The sequence below is a fragment of the Syntrophorhabdaceae bacterium genome (assembly GCA_028698615.1).
In the GTDB taxonomy this organism is placed as follows: domain Bacteria; phylum Desulfobacterota; class Syntrophorhabdia; order Syntrophorhabdales; family Syntrophorhabdaceae; genus Delta-02.
The window spans coordinates 13,865-33,510 of record JAQVWF010000027.1 but is presented as its reverse complement, the minus strand read 5'-3'; the positions used below and the strand labels follow the sequence as shown (position 1 = coordinate 33,510).

19 protein-coding genes and 4 tRNA genes are annotated in these 19,646 nt (G+C 54.6%); 3 read left to right on the top strand and 20 right to left on the bottom strand.

The window, feature by feature from the left end; translation table 11 throughout:
- The 5 genes from PHC90_10035 to PHC90_10015 all read right to left on the bottom strand — a co-directional run.
- The coding region (locus PHC90_10035; GenBank protein ID MDD3846684.1) for a GTP-binding protein at positions 1-113 on the bottom strand (113 nt) is incomplete at its 3' end.
- 24 nt (positions 114-137) lie between these two features.
- Positions 138-213 (bottom strand) — tRNA-Thr (locus PHC90_10030).
- Positions 214-512: 299 nt separating this feature from the next.
- Positions 513-589, bottom strand: a tRNA-Gly gene (locus PHC90_10025).
- 69 nt (positions 590-658) lie between these two features.
- Positions 659-743: transfer RNA gene (locus PHC90_10020), tRNA-Tyr, on the bottom strand.
- Between the two features lie 6 nt (positions 744-749).
- Positions 750-822: transfer RNA gene (locus tag PHC90_10015), tRNA-Thr, on the bottom strand.
- 212 nt (positions 823-1,034) lie between these two features.
- On the opposite strand from PHC90_10015, the gene PHC90_10010 reads away from it, so the two are divergent.
- Together PHC90_10010 and rpsT are read left to right on the top strand one after the other, a co-directional pair.
- Complete coding sequence (locus tag PHC90_10010) at positions 1,035-1,319, top strand: PxxKW family cysteine-rich protein (protein MDD3846683.1); 285 nt, start codon at positions 1,035-1,037, stop codon at positions 1,317-1,319.
- A 218-nt stretch (positions 1,320-1,537) separates the two neighbouring features.
- Positions 1,538-1,804 (top strand): 30S ribosomal protein S20, encoded by a 267-nt coding sequence (gene rpsT, locus PHC90_10005; protein MDD3846682.1) that lies wholly within the window; start codon positions 1,538-1,540, stop codon positions 1,802-1,804.
- 8 nt (positions 1,805-1,812) lie between these two features.
- Here the strand turns inward: rpsT and PHC90_10000 are convergent, their stop codons facing one another.
- The 13 genes from PHC90_10000 to PHC90_09940 form a co-directional block, all read right to left on the bottom strand.
- Complete coding sequence (locus PHC90_10000; GenBank protein ID MDD3846681.1) at positions 1,813-2,331, bottom strand: LptE family protein; 519 nt, start codon at positions 2,329-2,331, stop codon at positions 1,813-1,815.
- 57 nt (positions 2,332-2,388) lie between these two features.
- On the bottom strand, positions 2,389-4,869 hold the full coding sequence (gene leuS, locus PHC90_09995; GenBank protein MDD3846680.1) for a leucine--tRNA ligase: 2,481 nt from the start codon (positions 4,867-4,869) through the stop codon (positions 2,389-2,391).
- Positions 4,870-4,907: 38 nt separating this feature from the next.
- Positions 4,908-6,107 (bottom strand): argininosuccinate synthase, encoded by a 1,200-nt coding sequence (locus PHC90_09990; protein ID MDD3846679.1) that lies wholly within the window; start codon positions 6,105-6,107, stop codon positions 4,908-4,910.
- A gap of 21 nt (positions 6,108-6,128) precedes the next feature.
- Positions 6,129-7,052, bottom strand: a complete 924-nt coding sequence (gene argF, locus PHC90_09985) for an ornithine carbamoyltransferase (protein MDD3846678.1) — start codon at positions 7,050-7,052, stop codon at positions 6,129-6,131.
- Positions 7,049-8,242 carry an aspartate aminotransferase family protein gene (locus PHC90_09980; protein ID MDD3846677.1) on the bottom strand — a complete coding sequence of 398 codons (1,194 nt, stop codon included), beginning with the start codon at positions 8,240-8,242 and terminating at the stop codon, positions 7,049-7,051. The genes argF and PHC90_09980 overlap by 4 nt, the downstream gene beginning before the upstream one ends.
- Before the next feature lie 3 nt (positions 8,243-8,245).
- Complete coding sequence (gene argB, locus PHC90_09975) at positions 8,246-9,085, bottom strand: acetylglutamate kinase (protein ID MDD3846676.1); 840 nt, start codon at positions 9,083-9,085, stop codon at positions 8,246-8,248.
- A gap of 25 nt (positions 9,086-9,110) precedes the next feature.
- Positions 9,111-10,439 (bottom strand): ATP-dependent protease ATPase subunit HslU, encoded by a 1,329-nt coding sequence (gene hslU, locus PHC90_09970; GenBank protein MDD3846675.1) that lies wholly within the window; start codon positions 10,437-10,439, stop codon positions 9,111-9,113.
- Complete coding sequence (gene hslV / locus PHC90_09965) at positions 10,439-10,963, bottom strand: ATP-dependent protease subunit HslV (protein ID MDD3846674.1); 525 nt, start codon at positions 10,961-10,963, stop codon at positions 10,439-10,441. Before hslV ends, hslU begins: the two co-directional genes overlap by 1 nt.
- Positions 10,964-10,966: 3 nt before the next feature.
- Positions 10,967-11,854 carry a tyrosine recombinase XerC gene (locus tag PHC90_09960; protein MDD3846673.1) on the bottom strand — a complete coding sequence of 296 codons (888 nt, stop codon included), beginning with the start codon at positions 11,852-11,854 and terminating at the stop codon, positions 10,967-10,969.
- Between the two features lie 496 nt (positions 11,855-12,350).
- Positions 12,351-13,679 (bottom strand): ribosome biogenesis GTPase Der, encoded by a 1,329-nt coding sequence (gene der, locus PHC90_09955; protein ID MDD3846672.1) that lies wholly within the window; start codon positions 13,677-13,679, stop codon positions 12,351-12,353.
- Positions 13,672-14,835, bottom strand: coding sequence for an MFS transporter (locus PHC90_09950; protein MDD3846671.1), 1,164 nt, complete (start codon positions 14,833-14,835; stop codon positions 13,672-13,674). Before PHC90_09950 ends, der begins: the two co-directional genes overlap by 8 nt.
- Positions 14,822-15,367 carry a CoA pyrophosphatase gene (locus tag PHC90_09945; GenBank protein ID MDD3846670.1) on the bottom strand — a complete coding sequence of 182 codons (546 nt, stop codon included), beginning with the start codon at positions 15,365-15,367 and terminating at the stop codon, positions 14,822-14,824. The genes PHC90_09950 and PHC90_09945 overlap by 14 nt, the downstream gene beginning before the upstream one ends.
- Before the next feature lie 130 nt (positions 15,368-15,497).
- Positions 15,498-15,716, bottom strand: coding sequence for a hypothetical protein (locus tag PHC90_09940; protein MDD3846669.1), 219 nt, complete (start codon positions 15,714-15,716; stop codon positions 15,498-15,500).
- Between the two features lie 137 nt (positions 15,717-15,853).
- Between PHC90_09940 and PHC90_09935 the strand changes: the two genes are divergently transcribed.
- Positions 15,854-16,204 carry a hypothetical protein gene (locus PHC90_09935; protein MDD3846668.1) on the top strand — a complete coding sequence of 117 codons (351 nt, stop codon included), beginning with the start codon at positions 15,854-15,856 and terminating at the stop codon, positions 16,202-16,204.
- Here the strand turns inward: PHC90_09935 and PHC90_09930 are convergent.
- Both PHC90_09930 and PHC90_09925 read right to left on the bottom strand, forming a co-directional pair.
- Positions 16,198-18,627 (bottom strand): ATP-binding protein, encoded by a 2,430-nt coding sequence (locus PHC90_09930; protein ID MDD3846667.1) that lies wholly within the window; start codon positions 18,625-18,627, stop codon positions 16,198-16,200. The two genes, PHC90_09935 and PHC90_09930, sit on opposite strands and share 7 nt — an antisense overlap.
- A gap of 165 nt (positions 18,628-18,792) precedes the next feature.
- Positions 18,793-19,548 carry an SDR family NAD(P)-dependent oxidoreductase gene (locus PHC90_09925; GenBank protein MDD3846666.1) on the bottom strand — a complete coding sequence of 252 codons (756 nt, stop codon included), beginning with the start codon at positions 19,546-19,548 and terminating at the stop codon, positions 18,793-18,795.
- Positions 19,549-19,646 lie beyond the last annotated feature (98 nt).

Below are 19,646 nucleotides of genomic sequence, written 5' to 3'. Positions count from 1 at the left end.
TGGGAAAGACACCGGGTAATGGCACTCGTCAGGGTGGTCTTCCCGTGATCTATATGTCCGATGGTTCCTATGTTCACATGTGGTTTCGTCCGTTCAAACTTTTTCTTACCCATAGAGGACCTCCGTGATATTTTTTATGGAGCCCATGAGCGGGATTGAACCGCTGACCTCATCCTTACCAAGGATGTGCTCTGCCGACTGAGCTACATGGGCGCCTTAAAGGTGGTAATATCCCAAGTCGCCGTGCAATATTATTAAGCAGAAACAACTCCCTACCCGCTTCCACTTTTTCAGCGGGCAACGACTTGTATCCGCCCGTTCATATGGAGCAAGAAGCGCTCCAATATCCGTCGTTGCTTCGGGGCGCCCTTTCGGCCGCCCACGTTTCGTCAAAAGGCCCGCGGGCTTCGCCCATGTTCCCCTTGACAGCGGGTACGGCTTTACCCGCTACGTGTGTCTCAGCGGTTGCCCGCCACGATTTTTGGAGCGGGCATCTTCACCCGCTCGATTTTTGGAGCGGGAAACGGGACTCGAACCCGCGACCCTCAGCTTGGAAGGCTGATGCTCTAACCAACTGAGCTACTCCCGCACACTTTAGTATTCTCAATACACTGCTCAAGAGCCTGAATAGCAATACGGCCACAAGCCCTTTTTCAAATGGTGGAGAGGGGAGGGATCGAACCTCCGAAGGCTTCGCCAACAGATTTACAGTCTGCCCCCTTTGGCCGCTCGGGAACCTCTCCATTTATAGCTGGTGATGGGACTCGAACCCGCAACCTGCTGATTACAAATCAGCTGCTCTGCCGATTGAGCTACACCAGCAAAATAGTTATTATACTACAAGAAACATGCCAAAATCAACATGAAGTTCTGTACGAACAAAACATAATTAATTAAAATATTTTGCCCCTCCATGTCAATACATTCCTTCGGAATTCACATTATACTTCGCGGGCTTCACAGGGAATGTTGACAATCAGCCGCAAAATGTAGTTACATAATACGCTTTTATAAATTAAGGAGGTGATGCCGTTATGGTATGCGCAACATTGAAACCGGGAATCGAATGCCTGTTCATGAAGAAGGCAGGGTGTTCGTACAGTGGAGGGAAATGCTTCACGGTCGTCGAGGCCTGTGAGGGATGCACCAGGATAGTCGAGTTTGAAACGGGAAAGTACTGTTCAAGTTTCCCCTATCCTGCTCAGAAATGGCAGAAGGGCTCTTGCTCGATGTCAACCCACGTGAAGAAAGGATCTAAGGCCGAAGAGCAGAAGATCAACCCGCTCAAGGCGTCCAAGAGGGCCGCCGGCAAGAAGTAGCGTCCACGGCCTGCTGATCGCTCGATCACACAACATAGCCGCCCCAATGAAAAGGTCCCGCGGATCTCGCTGGATCGTTTTGGTTGCGGTTCGTGCGCTTAAGACCCGGGTGTCGGGAACGATCCAATGCGGGGACAGGTTTTTCAATAATGCAGAACCATTTGACTTTCGGGCCGATGGATGATAAAAAAAGAAAAGTTTAAAGAGGAGGACAACCTTTGAGGAAGAATAAATCCGCCATCAAGCGAGCCGTACAGTCTGAAAAACGCAGGATCAGAAATTCCCACTTCAAATCAACGATGAAGGGCCGGATCAAGCGGGCCATCGGCGCCATCGACAGGAAAGAGGAGCAGGTCGAGACAACCTTCAGGGATGCCGTTTCCTCTATCGACAGGGCCGCCTCAAAGGGTGTCGTTCACAGGAACAACGCTGCGAGAAAGATCTCCCGGTTGTCCCGGAAACTTCACAAGAGCCAGCAGGCATAAGGCCGCGATCAATACTCCAGGAGCAACTGGGCACTGAACCGCCGGGCCAGCCGGGCCGAAAGTCTTCGGATGGCCTCCCGCCTGTTGTATTCCTCGGCAGTGTTCTGTATCTTGTAAATCTCTGAATCGCCAAGCGAAAACTGTTTCACGAGGATACCGGTCTTCTCAGAAAGGGAAACCCTCACCGTCACGCTTACCGATTTCTCAATGACGACGCCTGTGGCGTCCAGAGACGATGGTGATGTTGTGATGTCGATGATCTCGCCCTTCAGGACCCCGTCCGCCTTTTCATAGTTCAACGTGAAAAGGCCTGTCGATATGAGTTCCCTTGAAAAAGAATCCGTAACGGGCTGGGATATATGAGGCTCGTAGGTCAAATTCTTGAAAACCGGCACATATACCGACGTTATGTCGCCTCCATAGATGCCTTTGCCCCCGATGAGCTGGTAACCGCATGCCCCCATCATCATCAATGCGGCTGCCGCGAAGAGGATCAATCCTGCTCGTTTCATGTTATTACCTTTCATACCGCTTCCTTCTCCTGTTGTCGGCTGTCGCCCTTTGCCGATCATTTGTCCCTGCACCTATCCGCACACGATATTTACAAGCTTATTGGGGACTATGATCGTCTTACGCACGGTCTTTCCCTCAAGGTGCTTCTGCAGCTTTTCAAGAGCGAAGACCATATCCTTCAGAGTTTCCTCCCCCGCATCACGGTCCGCTTCGCAGGTATCGCGGAGCTTCCCGTTCACCTGCACGGCGATCATGACCTTTTCCTCTTTCACCAGTTCTTCGTTCCAGGCAGGCCACGACAGTCCGAGGGCGGCCACGTCACCTCCCATGATCTGCCACAGCTCGGAAACCATATGGGGAACGAAGGGGAAGAGAAGCCTCAGGATGGCCTCGATGGAGCCTTTGAGCAGCCCCTGTGCCTTTTCGTCGCGAGCTCCCTTCTCGATAAACTTGTACGTCATGTTGACAAGTTCCATGATGCTTGCGATGGCCGTATTGAGATGGAACCGTTCCACGTCATCGGTCACTTTCATGATGGTCTTGTGGATCTTGTGGATCAACTGTTTCTCATCACCTGCCGCACCCGGAAACTGGTCGATTGCCGCCACTCCTGCCAGGGAATGGGCGCGTTCGGCCGCAAGCCTCCAGACCCTCTGGAGGAAACGATAGCTCCCCTCAACGCCCTGGTCGCTCCAGTCGAGGTCCCGCTCCGGAGGGGAGGCAAAAAGGCAGAAGAGCCGCGCCGTATCGGCACCGTACTTTTCAATGAGATAGTTGGGATCGACGACATTGCCTTTGGATTTGCTCATCTTGGCGCCGTCCTTGATGACCATCCCCTGGGTGAGGAGGTTCTCGAAAGGCTCGCGGACACCGACGAGACCCAGTTCGTTCATAACCCGGTTAAAAAAACGGGAATAAAGCAGATGCAGGACGGCATGTTCGATGCCGCCGATATACTGGTCCACCGGCATCCAGTAATCGACGCGCTTCCTGTCGAGCGGGCCGTCCTGATAGTCGGCGCAGGTGTATCTCAGGAAATACCACGATGATTCGACAAAGGTGTCCATCGTGTCCGTCTCGCGCCGTGCCTTCTTTTTACAGATGGGGCAGTCCACCTCGCAGAATGCGGCATGGTCGGCAAGCGGGGAGCGGCCCACGATCTTGATCTCGAGGTCGATGGGCAGCACAACCGGCAGGTCCTTCTCGGGCACCGGAACGGTCCCGCAGTCCTCGCAGTAGATGACAGGAATGGGAGATCCCCAGTAACGCTGCCGTGAGATTCCCCAGTCCTTCAGCCGGTAATTGACTGTCCTTGTGCCGAAGCCTTTTTCTTCGAGGTAATCGATGATGGCCCCGATGGCTTCACGATTATTCATCCCGTTAAACCTGTCGGAATTGACAAGCACTCCTTCGTCTACATAGGCGCAGTCCATGGACTGCGCATCCAGTTCCCTGTCTTTCGGTGTAATTGTGACGATTACGGGAAGACCGTATTCCTTTGCAAACTCGTAATCCCTCTGATCGTGCGCAGGAACGGCCATGATGGCACCCGTGCCATACTCCATGAGAACGAAATTTCCCACGTAGATGGGTATTTTGCGTCCTGTCAGGGGATTGATGGCATATCTTCCTGTAAAGACGCCCTCTTTTTCAAGGCTGATCTCGCCCCGGAAGCTCCTGTCCTGGGCCTTGACCTTTTGCACGAAGGCGGCCACCTCTTTCTCCTGGGCTGTACCCCGGGAAAGCTCGATGGTCAGGGGATGCTCCGGTGCAAGGACCATAAAGGTAACACCGTAAAGGGTGTCTGGCCGGGTGGTAAAGATCGTGAAAGGCGACCCGTCCTCCAGAGTAAAATGCACTTCCACGCCATAGCTCTTGCCGATCCAGTTCTTCTGCATGCTCGTGACCTTTTCGGGCCAGCCAGGCAGTTTGTCGCAGTATTCGATAAGCTCGTCTGCATACCTGGTTATCGCGAAGAACCACTGCGTCAATTCCTTCTGTATGACCTCCTCGCCGCAACGCCAGCAATTTCCGCCTTCTACCTGCTCGTTGGCAAGCACGGTCTGGCATTTCGGGCAGAAATTGACAGGCGAACTCTTCCGGTAAACGAGACCCTTTTCATACATCTTCAGGAACACCCATTGTTCCCAGCGATAGTATTCAACATCGCAGGTGGCGACTTCCCGCCTCCAGTCGTATCCAAAGCCGAGGCGCTTCAACTGCTGCCGCATGTAATCAATATTTTCATGGGTCCATGTTGCCGGTTGTATCCCTCTTTCAATGGCGGCGTTCTCGGCGGGCATGCCGAAGGCGTCCCATCCCATGGGGTGAAGCACATTGAGGCCCTTCATTCTCTTATACCGTGCTATGACGTCGCCAATTGAATAGTTTCTTACGTGTCCCATGTGAATGTTCCCCGAAGGATAGGGGAACATTTCGAGGAGGTAATATTTTTGTTTGGACGGATCTTCATCAACACGGAATGCTTCGCGCTCTTCCCAGTATTTTTGCCATTTTTCTTCGATAGCGTGTGGTTCGTAGGGGTTCATCATGTTCTCCAAACGTGACAATCAATAAGGGGTCGGATCGTTCACTTCTCCAGCATCGCCCTGATGCGCAGCCTCAACGCATTGAGACGAATGAAACCGCCGGCATCCTTCTGGTCATACACGGTATCCGTGTCGAAGGTCGCGAAATCTTTCATGTACAGCGAATTCTTCGATTTTCGGCCCACGACGATGCAGTTGCCCTTGTAAAGCTTCAACCGCGCCGTACCGTTCACGGCCGACTGTATCTCGTCCGTCAGCGCCATGATGGCCTTCATCTCCGGCGAGAACCAGAATCCGTAATAGATGAGCTCGGCCACCTTGGGGATGAGGCCGTCGCGTATATGCATCACTTCCCTGTCCAGTGTCAGGGTCTCCACGGCACGATGCGCCGCATGGAGGATGGTGCAGCCCGGCGTTTCGTACACGCCGCGCGATTTCATGCCTACGAAACGGTTCTCCACGATGTCGACGCGCCCGATGCCATTGGCTCCTCCGATCTTGTTCAGGTGATCGACGATCTTGAAGGCGGACATCTTCTTGCCGTTTATCGCCACAGGGAAGCCCTTGCTGAAGGTTACCTCCACGTATGTCGCCTTGTTCGGGGCCTTTTCAGGGGAAACCGTGGTCTTGAACATGTCTTCCTTCGGCTCTGACCAGGGGTCCTCCAGGATACCGCCCTCGTAGCTGATGTGCATGAGGTTCCGGTCCATGCTGTAGGGTTTCTTCTTCGTCACCGGCACTTCTATGTCGTGCTTCTTCGCATAGTCGATGAGGTCGTCGCGGGACGTGAAATCCCACTCCCTCCAGGGCGCGATGATCTTCATGTTCGGCTCCATCGCGTAAAAAGTGAGCTCAAAGCGGACCTGGTCGTTGCCCTTGCCCGTCGAGCCATGGCAAACGGCGTCTGCCTTTTCTGCGCGGGCTATCTCGATCTGCCTTTTTGCGATGAGCGGCCTCGCGATGGAGGTACCCATGAGATAGTTGCCTTCGTAGATGGCATTCGACCGTATGGCAAAAAATATGAAATCTCTCGCGAATTCTTCCCGAAGATCCTCTATGTAAACCTTGGACGCGCCCGTCTTCAGGGCCTTTTCTTCCAGACCGACAAGCTCTTCCTCCTGCCCGACGTCGGCAGCATAGGCGATAACCTCGCAATTATACACGTCTTTGAGCCATTTTACGATAATCGATGTGTCGAGCCCTCCCGAATAAGCAAGGACCACTTTTTTAACCTTTTTCATCCTGACCTCCATTCTCTTATTCTACGAAGTCTTTGTCTGCCCCGCGAGAAGCCACTCGAGGAGGGCCTTCTGCGCATGCAGTCTGTTCTCCGCCTGCGTGAATATGATGTTGCTGAAGCGTTCAAAAACCTCGTCTGTTATCTCCTGACCACGGTAAGCCGGCAGGCAGTGCATGACGATGGCATCCCTGCGGGCCAGCCCGAGGAGTTTGTTGTCTATCCTGTAGCCCTTGAAGGCCTTTTTCCTCGAGGCCTTTTCCTTTTCCTGACCCATGCTGACCCACACGTCCGTGTATATGACGTCGGCGTTACGCACGGCTTCGGCGGGGTCGTTGGTGATGGACAGGTCGGTGCTGCTCAATGCCCTTTCCGTCAACTCCCTGTCGGGCAGGTAGCCCTTCGGCACAGCGATGGAAAGGGACAGCTTCATCAGAATAGCCGCCTCAAGCCAGGAATTGGCCACGTTGTTCCCGTCTCCGATATAAGCAACCTTCACGTTCTTGAGGCTGCCCTTGCATTCCTCGATGGTCTGCAGGTCCGCAAGGGTCTGGCAGGGATGGTACTGGTCGGAAAGCCCGTTGATGACAGGGATGGCGGCCCATTTCGCAAGGTCTTCCACCTTGTCCTGTGAAAACGTCCGTATCATGACGCCGTTAACATACCGGCTCAGCACGCGGGCCGTATCCTGTATGGGTTCACCGCGGCCGATCTGCGTTTCAGAGGGACTCAGGAACATGGCGTGACCGCCCAGCTGGTGCATACCTGCCTCGAAGGAGAGGCGGGTCCTCGTTGAGGCCTTCTCGAAGATCATGGCAAGGCTCTTGCCCGCCAGCGGCTGCCAGGGTTTGCCCGCCTGCCGCAATTTCTTCAAGTGCTTCGCCCTTTTCAGGAGCTGATCGCACTCCTTCCTTGTAATATCCAGTAGCTTGGTAAAGTCCCTTTTCACCCTTTCTTCCTTTCAAATATCCTGTTCGCTATATCCAGGAATATGTCGATCTCCTCCTTCCTGACCACGAGGGGGGGCACGAGACGCAAGGTCGTTCCCTTGGTGCAGTTGAGAATAATTCCTTCCTGCAGGAACTCCCTCGCTGCTGCGTCGGCGTCGATGGAGAGCTCGATGCCCCAGATAAGTCCGAGCCCCCTCACATCGACGATAAAGGAGAATCTCTTCTTGATGGCGAGAAGGCCTTTTTGGAGATACTTGCCCACTTCAGCGCAGTTCTTTATCACATCATCATCGATGAGGGTATTGAGGGTCGCAAGGACCGCCGACGATGCAAGCGGATTGCCCCCGAACGTGGACGCATGGGTGCCGGGCACAAAGGCTGACATGGCGGCATCGGTGGCCACCATGGCTCCCACGGGAAACCCGTTGCCCAGCGCCTTCGCGAGGCTCATGACATCGGGCTCTATGCCAAAATGCTCATAGGCGAAGAAAGCACCCGTCCTGCCGATTCCGGTCTGCACTTCATCGAGGATGAGGAGGATGTCCTTTTCCCTCGTGAGTTCCCTGAGTCCGGTGACATAATCCTTGTCCGCCACATAAACACCGCCCTCCGCCTGAATAAGTTCGAGCATGACGGCGCATGTCCTGTCGGTGATCGCATCCCTGACCGCTGGAAGGTCGTTGAATGGCACGTGGACGAAACCGGTCGTGAGCGGCTCGAACCCCACGCCGAACCTCTTCTGCCCCGTCGCCGCCAGGGTGTTGACGGTCCTTCCGTGGAAGGAGTTGTCCATGGTGATGATCTCGTGGCGCCCCTCCCCGTGCCTGTCCCAGGAATACCTGCGCGCGAGCTTGATGGCGGCCTCGTTGGCCTCCGCGCCGCTGTTGCAGAAAAAGACCTTATCGCCGAAGGAATGCTCCACGAGCATCTGGGCCGCCTTTATCTGCGGCTCCATGTAGAACAGGTTCGACACATGGAACAGTTTCCTTGCCTGCGCCGTCAGTCCTTCCACGACGTTCGGGTGGGCATGCCCCAGGTTGCACACGGCGATACCGGCGAGAAAATCGAGGTACCGCCTGCCGTTCACGTCCCAGAGCCAGCATCCTTCGCCTTTGGTTATGGCAATGGGAAAACGCGTGTATGTATTCGCCAGGTATTGCGTGGCCTTCTTTATTAATTCTTCCTGCATCTTCTAGTCTCCTGTGATCTCAGTGCCTATCCCGGAATCCGTAAAAACCTCAAGGAGGATGGCGTGGGGGATTCTGCCGTCGACGACGTGCGCCTCCCGGACACCTCCTTTGAGCGCATCGGTACAGCAGGTCACCTTGGGTATCATCCCGCCGGTGACGACCTCGTCGGCGACGAGCTTCTCTATCCCGGATCGCTTCAAGACGGAAATGAGCTCTCCATCCGCCCCCATGACGCCTTTGACATCGGTGAGAAGTATGAATTTCTCCGCCGAGAGGGCGGCGGCGATGCTCCCCGCAGCCGTATCGGCATTGATATTGTATGCCTTGCCGTCCACTCCGTCGGCGATGGGCGCTATGACAGGGATATAACCATGTTTGCTGATGTCCTTGATAATGGCAACATCCACGGACGTGATCTCGCCCACGAGTCCGACACTCTTGTCTTCCACCTGCCTGGCAAGCAGGAGCCTTCCATCTTTGCCGGAAAGGCCGATGGCCCTGCCGCCCATATCATTGATGTTCTTAACGATCTCCTTGTTGACAAGACCCGACAGAACCATCTCCACCACTTCCAGGGTCTTCTCGTCGGTGACCCGAAGGCCATTGACAAAACGTGTGGGTATCTGGAGATCCTTGAGGAGCCTTCCGATCATGGGCCCCCCGCCATGGACGATGACCGGGTTGATCCCCACATACTTGAGGAGCGCCACGTCCTTGGCAAACTCCTTCTTCAAGGACTCCTCTTCCATGGCCGCGCCGCCGTATTTTATGACGAAGATGGACCCGGCGAACTTACTGATATAGGGAAGGGCTTCCAGAAGCGTCTTTATCTTTTCGCTCATAATATCAACTCCGATAGTGATATCGTTAGAGAATGTACCTGCTCAGATCCTCTTTGTCCAGAAACTCTCCCAGTTTCTCACGAACATAAGCCTTCGAAACGTCGACCCTCTGGCCTTTCAGGTCCGGTGCCGTGAAGGAGATATCATCGAGCAGTTTTTCCATCACCGTGTACAGCCTCCGGGCACCGATGTTCTCCGTCATCTCGTTGATCCGCTGGGCTATGTCCGTGATCTCCCGGATGGCCTCCTCATCGAATTCCAGGTCCACTTCCTCCGTTTTCAGGAGGGCCCTGTATTGCTTGATAAGCGCGTTCTCCGGTTCCGTGATGATCCGGTAGAAATCGTCCCCGTTCAAGGCATCGAGCTCCACCCGGATGGGGAAACGACCCTGCAGCTCAGGGATGAGGTCCGCCGGTTTGGACATGTGAAAGGCCCCGGCGGCAATGAAGAGTATGTGGTCCGTCTTCACCATGCCGTATTTCGTGGTGACCGTTGTGCCTTCCACGATGGGGAGGATATCCCTTTGGACGCCTTCGCGGGAAACATCCGGCCCGTGCCCGTGATCTCGGCTCGCTATCTTGTCGATCTCGTCGAGGAAGATGATACCCGATTGTTCCACCCTGTCGACGGCATCGGAAGTGACCCTGTCCATGTCGATAAGCTTCCGGGACTCTTCCTGTATCAGGAGTTCGTAAGCCTCACCGACCTTCATCTTGCGCCGCTTGGTCTTCTGGGGAAGCATGTTGCCGAACATGTCCCGAAGCTGCATATCCATCTCTTCCATTCCCTGGGAAGAGAATATCTCTATCATGGGAAGCGCCCGGTCGGGGACCTCGAGTTCCACAAGGCGGTCCTTGAGACTTCCCGCCCGGAAACGCACGCGCATCTTTTCCCGTGACTGGTCGGGACTCTCCTCTTCCTCCGCCGCCGCGCTTTTCCTCTTCGGAATGAGAAGGTCGAGGATCCTCTCCTCCGCCATGATCGTGGCCTTTTCCTTGACCCGCTCATTCTCTTCCTTCTTCAGCATGTTCACAGAAAGCTCAGTGAGGTCCCTGATCATCGATTCCACGTCCCTGCCGACATATCCGACTTCGGTGAATTTCGTCGCCTCGATCTTGAGAAAGGGGGCGTTCGCCAGTTTGGCGAGCCTGCGGGCGATCTCGGTCTTGCCCACGCCTGTGGGGCCGATCATGATGATGTTCTTGGGCGCGACCTCGTCGCGCAGGTCCGCGGGTATCATCTGGCGCCGCCACCGGTTGCGAAGCGCCACCGATACGGCCTTCTTAGCCTTGTTCTGACCGATGATGAACCGGTCAAGTTCCTCCGTGATCTCCTTCGGTGTTAATTGTTTCATTAAAGTTCCTCTATGGTTACCCTTTCATTCGTGTAAATGCATATGTCCGACGCGATGGCCATTGCCTCCTTGACGATGTCCACGGCACTGAGCGACGCATGCCTGACAAGCGCCTTTGCCGCCGCCTGCGCATAGGGACCGCCGGAACCGATGGCCGCTATGCCGTCGTCGGGTTCGATGACATCACCGTTGCCGGAAAGGATGAGCGTATGGTCGCTGTCGGCAATGATAAGGAGGGCCTCAAGCCTTCTGAGCAGCCTGTCCGTCCTCCAGTCCTTGGCAAGTTCCACAGACGCCCGCATGATGTTGCCGTTGAATTGTTCGAGCTTCTTCTCAAAACGCTCGAAGAGCGTAAAGGCATCCGCAGTGGCTCCCGCGAAACCGGCAAGGCATTTATCGTGATAGAGCTTTCGGACCTTTTTTGCCGTGTGCTTCATCACGGTGGCGTTCATTGTGACCTGTCCGTCCCCCCCAATAGCAATTCCCCCGTTGTGTCTGACGCACAAAACAGTAGTGGCTTCCATTCTTTACCTTCTCGGATGGGATTTGTCGTATATCTCCATGAGTTTGTCCATGGAGACATGGGTATATCTTTGTGTTGTGGAGAGCTTGGAATGACCGAGCAGCTCCTGAATGCCCCTGAGATCGGCCCCGTTATCCAGCATGTGTGTGGCGAAGGAATGCCTGATCCCGTGGAGGGCCAGGTTCTTGAAGAGCTGCGCCTTGATCTGATGCTTCTTCATTATTCTCAAAAGCCCCCGGTAGGTGAGACGCTCACCCCGGAAATTGATGAAAAGGGCCTTGTCTATACTGAATTTGCCCATCTTCCCGACCATCTCGAGGTATTCCTCAAGGGCCTGTTTTGCCTTTTCGCCAAAGGGAAGGACCCTTTCCTTCCCGCCTTTGCCCATTACCCTCGCCCACATGCCCTCGAGGTGAAGGCCTTCCCTGTCCATGGCAAGGACCTCGCTCGCCCTCATGCCCGTAGAATACATGAGCTCAAAGATCGCCCTGTTGCGAATGTTGAGCCATCCATCCCTGGGCAGGAAATCGAGAAAGTGGAACATCTCGTCAATGGTGTAGAACTTGGGGAGATGCTTCTCTATCCTGGGACTGCGGATAATGAGAGCGGTGTTCTCGTCGATATAGCCCTTTTTCTTCATGAACCTGAAAAAAACCTTGATCGCAGAGACCTTCCGAGACAGCGACGATTTCTTGAGACCTTTGTAGATATCAACGATATAGGCACGTATTGTATCGTGGTCGACGATCTCGTCAGGCCTTTGCTCCACGAACCGGATAAAATCCTCGACATCGCTCCGGTATGCCCTCCTCGTGTTGAAGGCGGCCCCCTTCTCGTTGTCGAGATATTTGTAGAACTCTTTCGCGACAACCTTGATGGTCTGCTTGTCCATAGACCTATTATTGTATAATTTTCACGAAAATAATCAAGGAAATTCCCCTGTTGCCCGCATACGGCGCCGGGTCGGGGGCGCTTCCCCTTCTTCGCTCGTCGACATGGTCGACTCGACATCCTTGTCGATGCCCATGGCTACCTTCGACACATCTTGCCTGTAACCTGGAAACCGCTCCGCACCCCTCAGCGATGTAAGGTTCAGATATCATACGGGTATCGAAAAGGGTTTGTAATGGCACACAAGTTGCTTAAAGATAGAGATCACGATGACCGGATCTTCCAGTATGGCAGCAAAAAGTTTTTCGCTTCCCTTCCGGCCATCACACATAAACTGGTCAATCCCGAGGCTGTTCATGCCTCACGAGGGTTCAGGGGTTACCCCTTCCTCCCCTGACCCCTCCCCCCTTTTAAAACCGTTCAAATATTTCAGGTTTCAGGTGCAAGGCCCGAGAAAAGGAATTTGGCTCTTCTCTTTTGCCTGCAGCGTGAGACGGTCATTTCTTCTTCAGTACCAGTCTTATGGGTGCGCCCATGAAACCGAATTCTTCGCGGAGGCTGTTTTCGAGGTACCTTCGGTAGTGATCGGGCACAAGGCGGGGTTGGTTGGAAAAGAGGATGAAGGTCGGCGGCAGGGCCTTTGCCTGGCTGGCGTAGAATATCTTCACCTGTCTGCCCTTCTGGTAGGAGATGTCGTGGCGGGCGAAGAAATCGCCGAAAGCCTTGTTGAGAACAGCGGTGCCGATCCTGGTCGTCAACTGCTCGTAGACGGCGAGGTCCATGTCAAGGATGCCGTCTATCCCGGTCCCGAGCTTGGCCGAACAGAAGACCACGGGGGCAAAGGAGGCATGGGGAATTCTCTCATAGACCATGTCCCGGTAAGTCTCATGCGTGAACTGATCCGCTACGAGGTCCCACTTGTTGATGACAATGCACAGGCCTTTGCCTCTCGATAGTATGAGATGCGCGATGCTGCCTTCCTGGTGGCCGAGGCCTTCGGCAGCGTCGACAACGAGATTCACCACATCTGCACGCTCGATGCTCCTGACCGCGCTCGAAACGGAATACTCCTCCACCTTTTCGGAGATCTTGCCCTTTTTTCTCAAACCCGCCGTGTCGATGAGAACCAGTTCTCTTTCGTTGAAGATGATCCGGGAATCGACGGAATCACGGGTGGTGCCGGGAATCTCGCTGACTATCATCCTCTCCGAGCCCAGAATACAATTGGCAACGGAAGATTTCCCCGTATTAGGCTTTCCCACGAGGGCAATCCTGGTGATAGAAGTCTGCCCTCCAACTTCCTCCTCTTCTTCGCCGCCCCCTTCCTCTATTCCCGTGCAGACATCGTCGAGGAGGTCTCCGATGCCAAGGCCGTGGGCGGAGCTCACGGGATACAACGTATCGGCCCCCAGTTCATAGAAATCGACAAGACCTTCTTCGCGCTTCTTGGAATCCATCTTGTTTACAACATAAAAGACGGGTTTGTGGAGCTTTCTCAACATCCGGGCGATGTCGCGGTCGGCGGGCATTACGCCTTCCTTTCCGTCGAGAAGGAATATCACGGCCGCCGATTCCCCAAGGGACGCCTCGATCTGCTTCATGATGAGCTTCGAGAACCCATCCTCTTCAGACGACGAGAATCCTCCCGTATCGACAAGGAGGAAACTGCGCCCTCCCATATCAAAGGAACCATAGTTGCGGTCCCTCGTCACGCCGGGGGTGTCTTCCGTGATGGCCTTGCGGTACCCGATCACCCTGTTGAAGAAGGTCGACTTGCCAACGTTCGGTCTTCCCACGATACTGATAAGACGTTCTTTTTTATTCATCGTACCTCAATAGCACACTCAGTAAGAACCCGATAAGGGGCAAAATTGCAATGGAATAAAGAGCGACCGGCACGCCGTAATGGTCCGCGACAAGTCCGAGGACCGTCACGCCGATGCCGCCTGTCCCTATGGCAAAGCCTACCATGAGACCGGACGCAATGCCAAGTTTGTTGGGAAGGAGCTTCTGGGCCATGACGATGGTGACAGAAAAAGTGGAAACAAGGAGCATCCCCTGGACACCCAGGACAACGAAGAGGAACGCGCTGTTCTCGATCGCCGGTACAAACATGATAGGGAGGGTGATCGTGGAGAGAAGCATGGATGACCTTACAAAGAAACGATGGCCAAAGCGGTCGGCGATGGGAGCACCGATCAATGTCCCCGCCGCTCCGCAAAAGAGGAAGACAAAAACGAGCTTTCCGGCGAAGAGTGGGTCTCCCTTGAGATAGTCGATATAATAGAAAGGAATGTATGTCATAAGCCCGATCTGGGTCCAGGAACGCATGACGACGATAAGGATGACCATGCCCAGGGACACGTACGCCACCGTGGAGGTCTTCGGCGCATCCCTTTTCACCGCCTCCCCGTGGACGGCCACGGGCATCATGATGGTCCTGCGGTATGCGATGATGATGACCGCGCATAGAATCGCCGGCGCGACGATGACGGGCAACCAGGAAAACCCGTAAACCTCAATGATGTAAATGGAAAGAATGGGGCCCAGCGAGAAACCGATATTCCCTCCCACAGAGAAAAAGGACATGCCGGTGGCCGCCCTGTCTCCCGTAAAAAAATGGGCCGTCTTGTACCCTTCCGGGTGATAGGATGCCACCCCGAGGCCGCTAATGAACACAAGTCCGAGAATAAGGGCAAAATAGGGGGAATAGGGGAGCAATGAAAACCCGACGCCCGCGGCCACAAGCCCCAGGGGCAGCAGGTAGGCCATGGCCTTTTTGTCGGAAACATACCCAAAAACGGGCTGGAGTATGGAGGATGTAAAATTGGATGCCATGAGTATCATGCCCGCCATGGCATAACTCAGGTCAAGCTTCTCTTTGAGAAAGGGCAGGATGGCCGGAAGCGCCCCCTGATAGATGTCGACCACGAGGTGGCCCAGGGAGAGAATGAGTAGCACCTTGAGATCAAATTTCTTCATTTTCAATGATGTCCCTGAAGGTCATGAGGATCCTGCACGTCGCGCCCCAGATCCTGTCGCCGTTGTAGTGGAATGAGGTCCATCCCTCCCCCCGGCGTTTCGGTGTAAAATCCTCCCCCCTGAGAAGGCTGTAGGGAAGAAAGATGAGGTAGGCGACCTCCCGGGGGTTAGCAAGAAATTCGTACGGGTAAGGCATGACACCCACAAAGGGGGAAATGACAAATCCCGAATAGGTCCATGAATCGTCAAGCCTTCCGACGAGCTCCACGTCATCGAGCCGAACGCCGACCTCTTCCTCGGCTTCCCTGAAAGCGGTATGCCGGAGGTCCCTGTCGGTCGGCTCAACCATCCCTCCCGGGAACGAGACCTCGCCCTTGTGGTGCCGCACCTTGTCGCTGCGCTTCGTGAGCACGCAGAACACGCCGTCGTCTCTCTCGAAAAGGAGGAGCGCCGTTGCGGCCCTCAATGAAGGGTCGCATGCTATCTGCCTTGGTCTGTGGGTCAGGAGACGCTTCCTGATGGTCTCAAGCATCGCCTATTCTAACGTGAAGATGCCCGCAAAATCAATCGACTCCCCGGCCTTTGGCGGTGCAAGCTCTCCGCAACAATTACCGGGCGACGGCGAGACCTTTTACCAATCATTTCCTGTCATTATTATGACATCAATTCCGGCGGTCTGGGTCCACATTGAATAGGAACATGATCCGTTTCCAGATGAGGAGCCTTTCCATGTCCATTATCACTTCAGGCGCCTTTGACCTTTCCATCCTGCCGTATCTCTCACAGCTCTTGGCGAGAAGCTGAAGGCCTTCCCGGATGGATGCACTGATGTTCCCTCGGGTCCCCTTGATTCCTGACATCCTGTCGATTCGAGATTTCATGTCCGTGGATTATGCAAGCCCCATGCCACGACCGGCCCACAAAAAAGATTTTACTCTGCACCGTTTTTTGTGTAAAAATGAAGGCAGTATCTACGGTCACGGACATACCGCTTTTGAGGGATCTCTTCGGAGGGATTGTGGGAACGAAAAAACATAAGGGAGGGACACCGGACCTGCGGGACAAGCTGGTAAGCGATGTTGTAAAGAAAGTGATGGCCCTCCTCAAAAGTAAAGGATATCAACCGGACAAGGCGATAGTCGAAAAGACAACGAACGCGGCCATAGATGATTTTGTCGCCCAGTGGTATGAGATTTCCCTCGAAGCTATTGAACTGAAGGACGGCGAAGCCGATTTCGTTACCGATGACGAACTCGACGACCCCGAACTCATTCAGGAAGCTAAGCTGCGGGTCATAAAAGAGCTCTACGAAGAAACCCCCGAAGATTTCTACGAAACCATTGCCCAGAGTGCCATGGCCGGTCACTGATCACCGTTTTTCTTTTTCGACGGGCCCTCCTGTTCTCTTTCTTTCTTTTTCTCCATGGTCTCCGAGATCTCCGTCAGTCGTTTTTCCACCAGATAGTTAAGGGTCCCCTCCGGATAGGTCCCGTCTTCCAGCAATTCCCCCGCCGGAATACCGGTTAAAAGCTCCAGGCCTTCCTCCATGCCATCAATGGTGTAAACGCTGAAAAGTCCCTTGTCCACGGCCTCTATCACTTCATCACCCAGGACAAGGTTCCTTGCATTGCGCTTCGGGATTATCACGCCATGCGACCCGTCAAGGCCGCGCATCCTGCAAAGGTGGAAAAAACCTTCTATCTTCTGGTTCACCCCGCCTATGGGCTGAACATCTCCGTTCTGGTCCATGGAGCCCGTCACGGCAAAGGACTGTTTCAGCGGAACACCGCTGATGCTCGAGAGGAGGGCATAGAGTTCGGCGCAGGTTGCGCTGTCACCTTCCACCATCTCGTAAAGTTGTTCGAAGGTGATGGAGGCGGAGAGGCTTATCGGCTTCTTGAATGCATACTTGCCGCCGAGATAGCTCGTGATGATGAGGATGGCCTTTTCGTGGATCTTGCCGCTCATCTTCGTCTCGCGCTCAAGGTTGACGACACCCGCGCGGCCCATATATGTCTTTGCGGTGATCCGCGAGGGTTTGCCGAAGGCATAGTCGCCGATATCAAGAACGGCAAGACCGTTGACCTGTCCCACCTTTTCGCCTGAGGTGTTCACAATGAGGGTGTCTTCGAGCATCATCTCCTGGAGCCTTTCCTCAATGCGGTTCACCCGGAAGATCTTCTCCTTGAGGGCCCTCGTCACGTGAACGGCGCTCACGGCATCGTTCCCGTCCTTCTTCGCCCAGTAATGGGCTTCTCTTAAGAGGTCGGCAATGTCGCTGAAACGCGTCGAGAGCTTCTCCTGGTGGTCGGCAAAGCGCGAACCCATCTCCACGAGCCGCGCCACCGCCGTCCTGTCAAAGGGAAGGAGGTTCTCATCCCTCTGGCACTGGGCGACGTACAGGGCGTACTTGTCCATGTTCTCCCGGCTTCTTTCCATGCGGCTGTCGAAATCGGCCTTGACCTTGAAAAGTTCCCGGGAGTCCTCGTCGTATGCGTGGAGCATATAATAAAGATACGGGTTGCCTATGAGGACGACCTTAACATTCAGAGGGACAGCCTCCGGTTTGAGACCCGCAGCGCTGATGAGACGGTACTGCTCAAGGACATCCTCAATGCGGATCTCCTTGTTCTTGAGGGCCCGTTTCAGGGCCTCGTAGGAGAATGGGTTCCTCAAGAGTTCGAGGGCATCGATAACGAGATAACCTCCATTGGCTTTGTGCAGCGATCCGGCCTTGACCATGGTGAAGTCCGTCGTTGCCATGCCATACTGAACCTTGTACTCCATCCTTCCGAAAAGATTGAGGTACGTGGGGTTGCTCTCGTAGACGACGGGCGCCCCCTTGCTCTCTCCGTTGTTAACAATGACATTGACGGCATACCTGGAAAAAGAGGTCTCCGTCCTCGGCATTTTGAGAAAAGCGATGGGTGAGGGCTGCTCCTCGGTGACCTTGAAATCCTCGAGGTGGGTCAGTATGTCCTCCTTGACGTCCTCGAGATACCTTACGACCTTCTCCTGCTCAGCGTATTTCTTCTGGATAACATCGATCATGGGGCCGACGATATCGAGGGCAACCATCCTGTCGAGGCGCATGACCATTTCCCTGACGATCTTCTCCGCCTCTCGCAGGATGCGGACCACATCGTTCAATTTCTCCTGGAAAAGGCGTCCCGTCTCTTCGAGCTTCTTCCTTGTCTTCGGTTCGAGGGCGTCAAACTCCTCCTTCGACATGAGTTCCCCATCCTCCTTGACGGGAACGATTAGCACCCCCGTCGGGGTGCGCTTCACACTAAAACCTCTCTCCTTTGCCTCGGCATCGAGACGGGTGAAATATTCCCCCTGTTTCTGCTGGAACTCGTCAACGATCTTGTTCTTATGTGTCTCATACTCTTTTGATTCAAAGGCCTTAGGTATTTCCAGCTTGAGGATCTTGATCATCTCCTCAAGTTCCTTCTGAAAAACGGCACCCTTGCCCGGCCCGAAAGAAAGTGCAATGGAACTATCGGGGTCCTTGAAGTTATTAACGTAGCACCAGTCGGCAGGGGCTTCCTCGCCGGCGGCCTTATTCTTGAGCATGTACATCACCGTCGACATCTTGCCCGTTCCGCTCTCGCCGATCGCAAAGATGTTGAAACCCGTACTGTCCATGTTCAGCCCGAAGTCCAACGATCTGAGGGCCTTTTCCTGACCTATCGTCATCGGCAGTTCGACGATGGCGTCGGTCCTCGCAAAGGCAAAGGAATCGGCGTCGCACTTCTTGTAAAGTTCACCGGGGTTCAATTTCGTTATCACGGGCAGCCTCCTGACTGTGTACTCTGAGCAAAGGTTCCGGTTCTCTGAAACGATATATAAAAATAACAACTGAGAGCGAATAATCAACCCCGGGCCGGTGAGATATATCCATCTCCATCAGAGACCGGGCTGCATTCTGTATGACCTGAAACCTGAAACCGTTCTTTACCTCATCCAGCTCCCGCCGGTGACGCAGAGAGTCTGGCCCGTCATGTATTCTCCCTCCTCGGAGGCAAGGAACAGCGCAGCGTTTGCGACGTCCTCCGGGGTACCCTTGCGGGGATACGGTATCTCCTCAAACATCCTGTCGATCTCATCCTGGGGATAGATATGAGGGATGAATTCGTTGAAGATGAAGCTGGGGGCTATGGTGTTGGCCGTAATGTGGTAGGGCGCCACCTCCATGGCGAGGCATCTCGTGAAAGCCATGACGCCGGCTTTCGCCGCCGCATAGTGGGCATGGCCGCCGGAGAGTCCGCGAAAACCAGCCACGGAGGTGACGCTTATGATCCGGCCGCCCTCCTGTCTCATCATCGCGGGTACAACGGCCCTGCAGCAATGGAAGGTGCCCGTGAGCGACGTGGCAAGCACGAGGTCCCAGACCTCGTCCGTAATGTCAACAACGCGCGTGGGGCGGTTCGTTCCCGCGTTGTTGAAAAGTATGTCGACACGCCCGAAGGCGCCCAGGGTCGCCGCCACGGCATGGTTCGCATCAGCGGCGCTCGTTACGTCACACCTCAGGCCCAGCGTCTTTACCCCGTATTCATCGGCGATCTCCGCCGCAACGATCCTGGCCCGGTCTTCGTGAATATCGGTAACGACAATCCCGGCGCCTTCCCGTGCCATCACCCTGGCCGTCGCCTGCCCGATCCCGGCGCCTGCGGCCGCCGTAAACAAAGCAACTTTATCCTTGAGTCTCATTTTCGGTCTTCTCCTTGAACCTAATGATACATAATCGCCGAGATGGTGCTCAAGGAAATAAAGACGGTTCCAGGTTCCATGTTTCAGGTTGGAAAGGA

Excerpts from the sequence above, each read along its gene's own strand:
- PHC90_09990 (MDD3846679.1), bottom strand. The coding sequence starts at position 6,107 with ATGAAAAAGGTTAAAAAAGTGGTCCTTGCTTATTCGGGAGGGCTCGAC.
- PHC90_09925 (MDD3846666.1), bottom strand. The coding sequence starts at position 19,548 with ATGAGACTCAAGGATAAAGTTGCTTTGTTTACGGCGGCCGCAGGCGCC.
- PHC90_09980 (MDD3846677.1), bottom strand. The coding sequence starts at position 8,242 with ATGCAGGAAGAATTAATAAAGAAGGCCACGCAATACCTGGCGAATACA.
- PHC90_10010 (MDD3846683.1), top strand. The coding sequence starts at position 1,035 with ATGGTATGCGCAACATTGAAACCGGGAATCGAATGCCTGTTCATGAAG.
- PHC90_09960 (MDD3846673.1), bottom strand. The coding sequence starts at position 11,854 with ATGGACAAGCAGACCATCAAGGTTGTCGCGAAAGAGTTCTACAAATAT.
- hslV (MDD3846674.1), bottom strand. The coding sequence starts at position 10,963 with ATGGAAGCCACTACTGTTTTGTGCGTCAGACACAACGGGGGAATTGCT.
- PHC90_09945 (MDD3846670.1), bottom strand. The coding sequence starts at position 15,367 with ATGCTTGAGACCATCAGGAAGCGTCTCCTGACCCACAGACCAAGGCAG.
- PHC90_10000 (MDD3846681.1), bottom strand. The coding sequence starts at position 2,331 with ATGAAAGGTAATAACATGAAACGAGCAGGATTGATCCTCTTCGCGGCA.
- PHC90_09950 (MDD3846671.1), bottom strand. The coding sequence starts at position 14,835 with ATGAAGAAATTTGATCTCAAGGTGCTACTCATTCTCTCCCTGGGCCAC.
- PHC90_09940 (MDD3846669.1), bottom strand. The coding sequence starts at position 15,716 with ATGAAATCTCGAATCGACAGGATGTCAGGAATCAAGGGGACCCGAGGG.
- der (MDD3846672.1), bottom strand. The coding sequence starts at position 13,679 with ATGAATAAAAAAGAACGTCTTATCAGTATCGTGGGAAGACCGAACGTT.
- leuS (MDD3846680.1), bottom strand. The coding sequence starts at position 4,869 with ATGATGAACCCCTACGAACCACACGCTATCGAAGAAAAATGGCAAAAA.
- hslU (MDD3846675.1), bottom strand. The coding sequence starts at position 10,439 with ATGAAACAATTAACACCGAAGGAGATCACGGAGGAACTTGACCGGTTC.
- argB (MDD3846676.1), bottom strand. The coding sequence starts at position 9,085 with ATGAGCGAAAAGATAAAGACGCTTCTGGAAGCCCTTCCCTATATCAGT.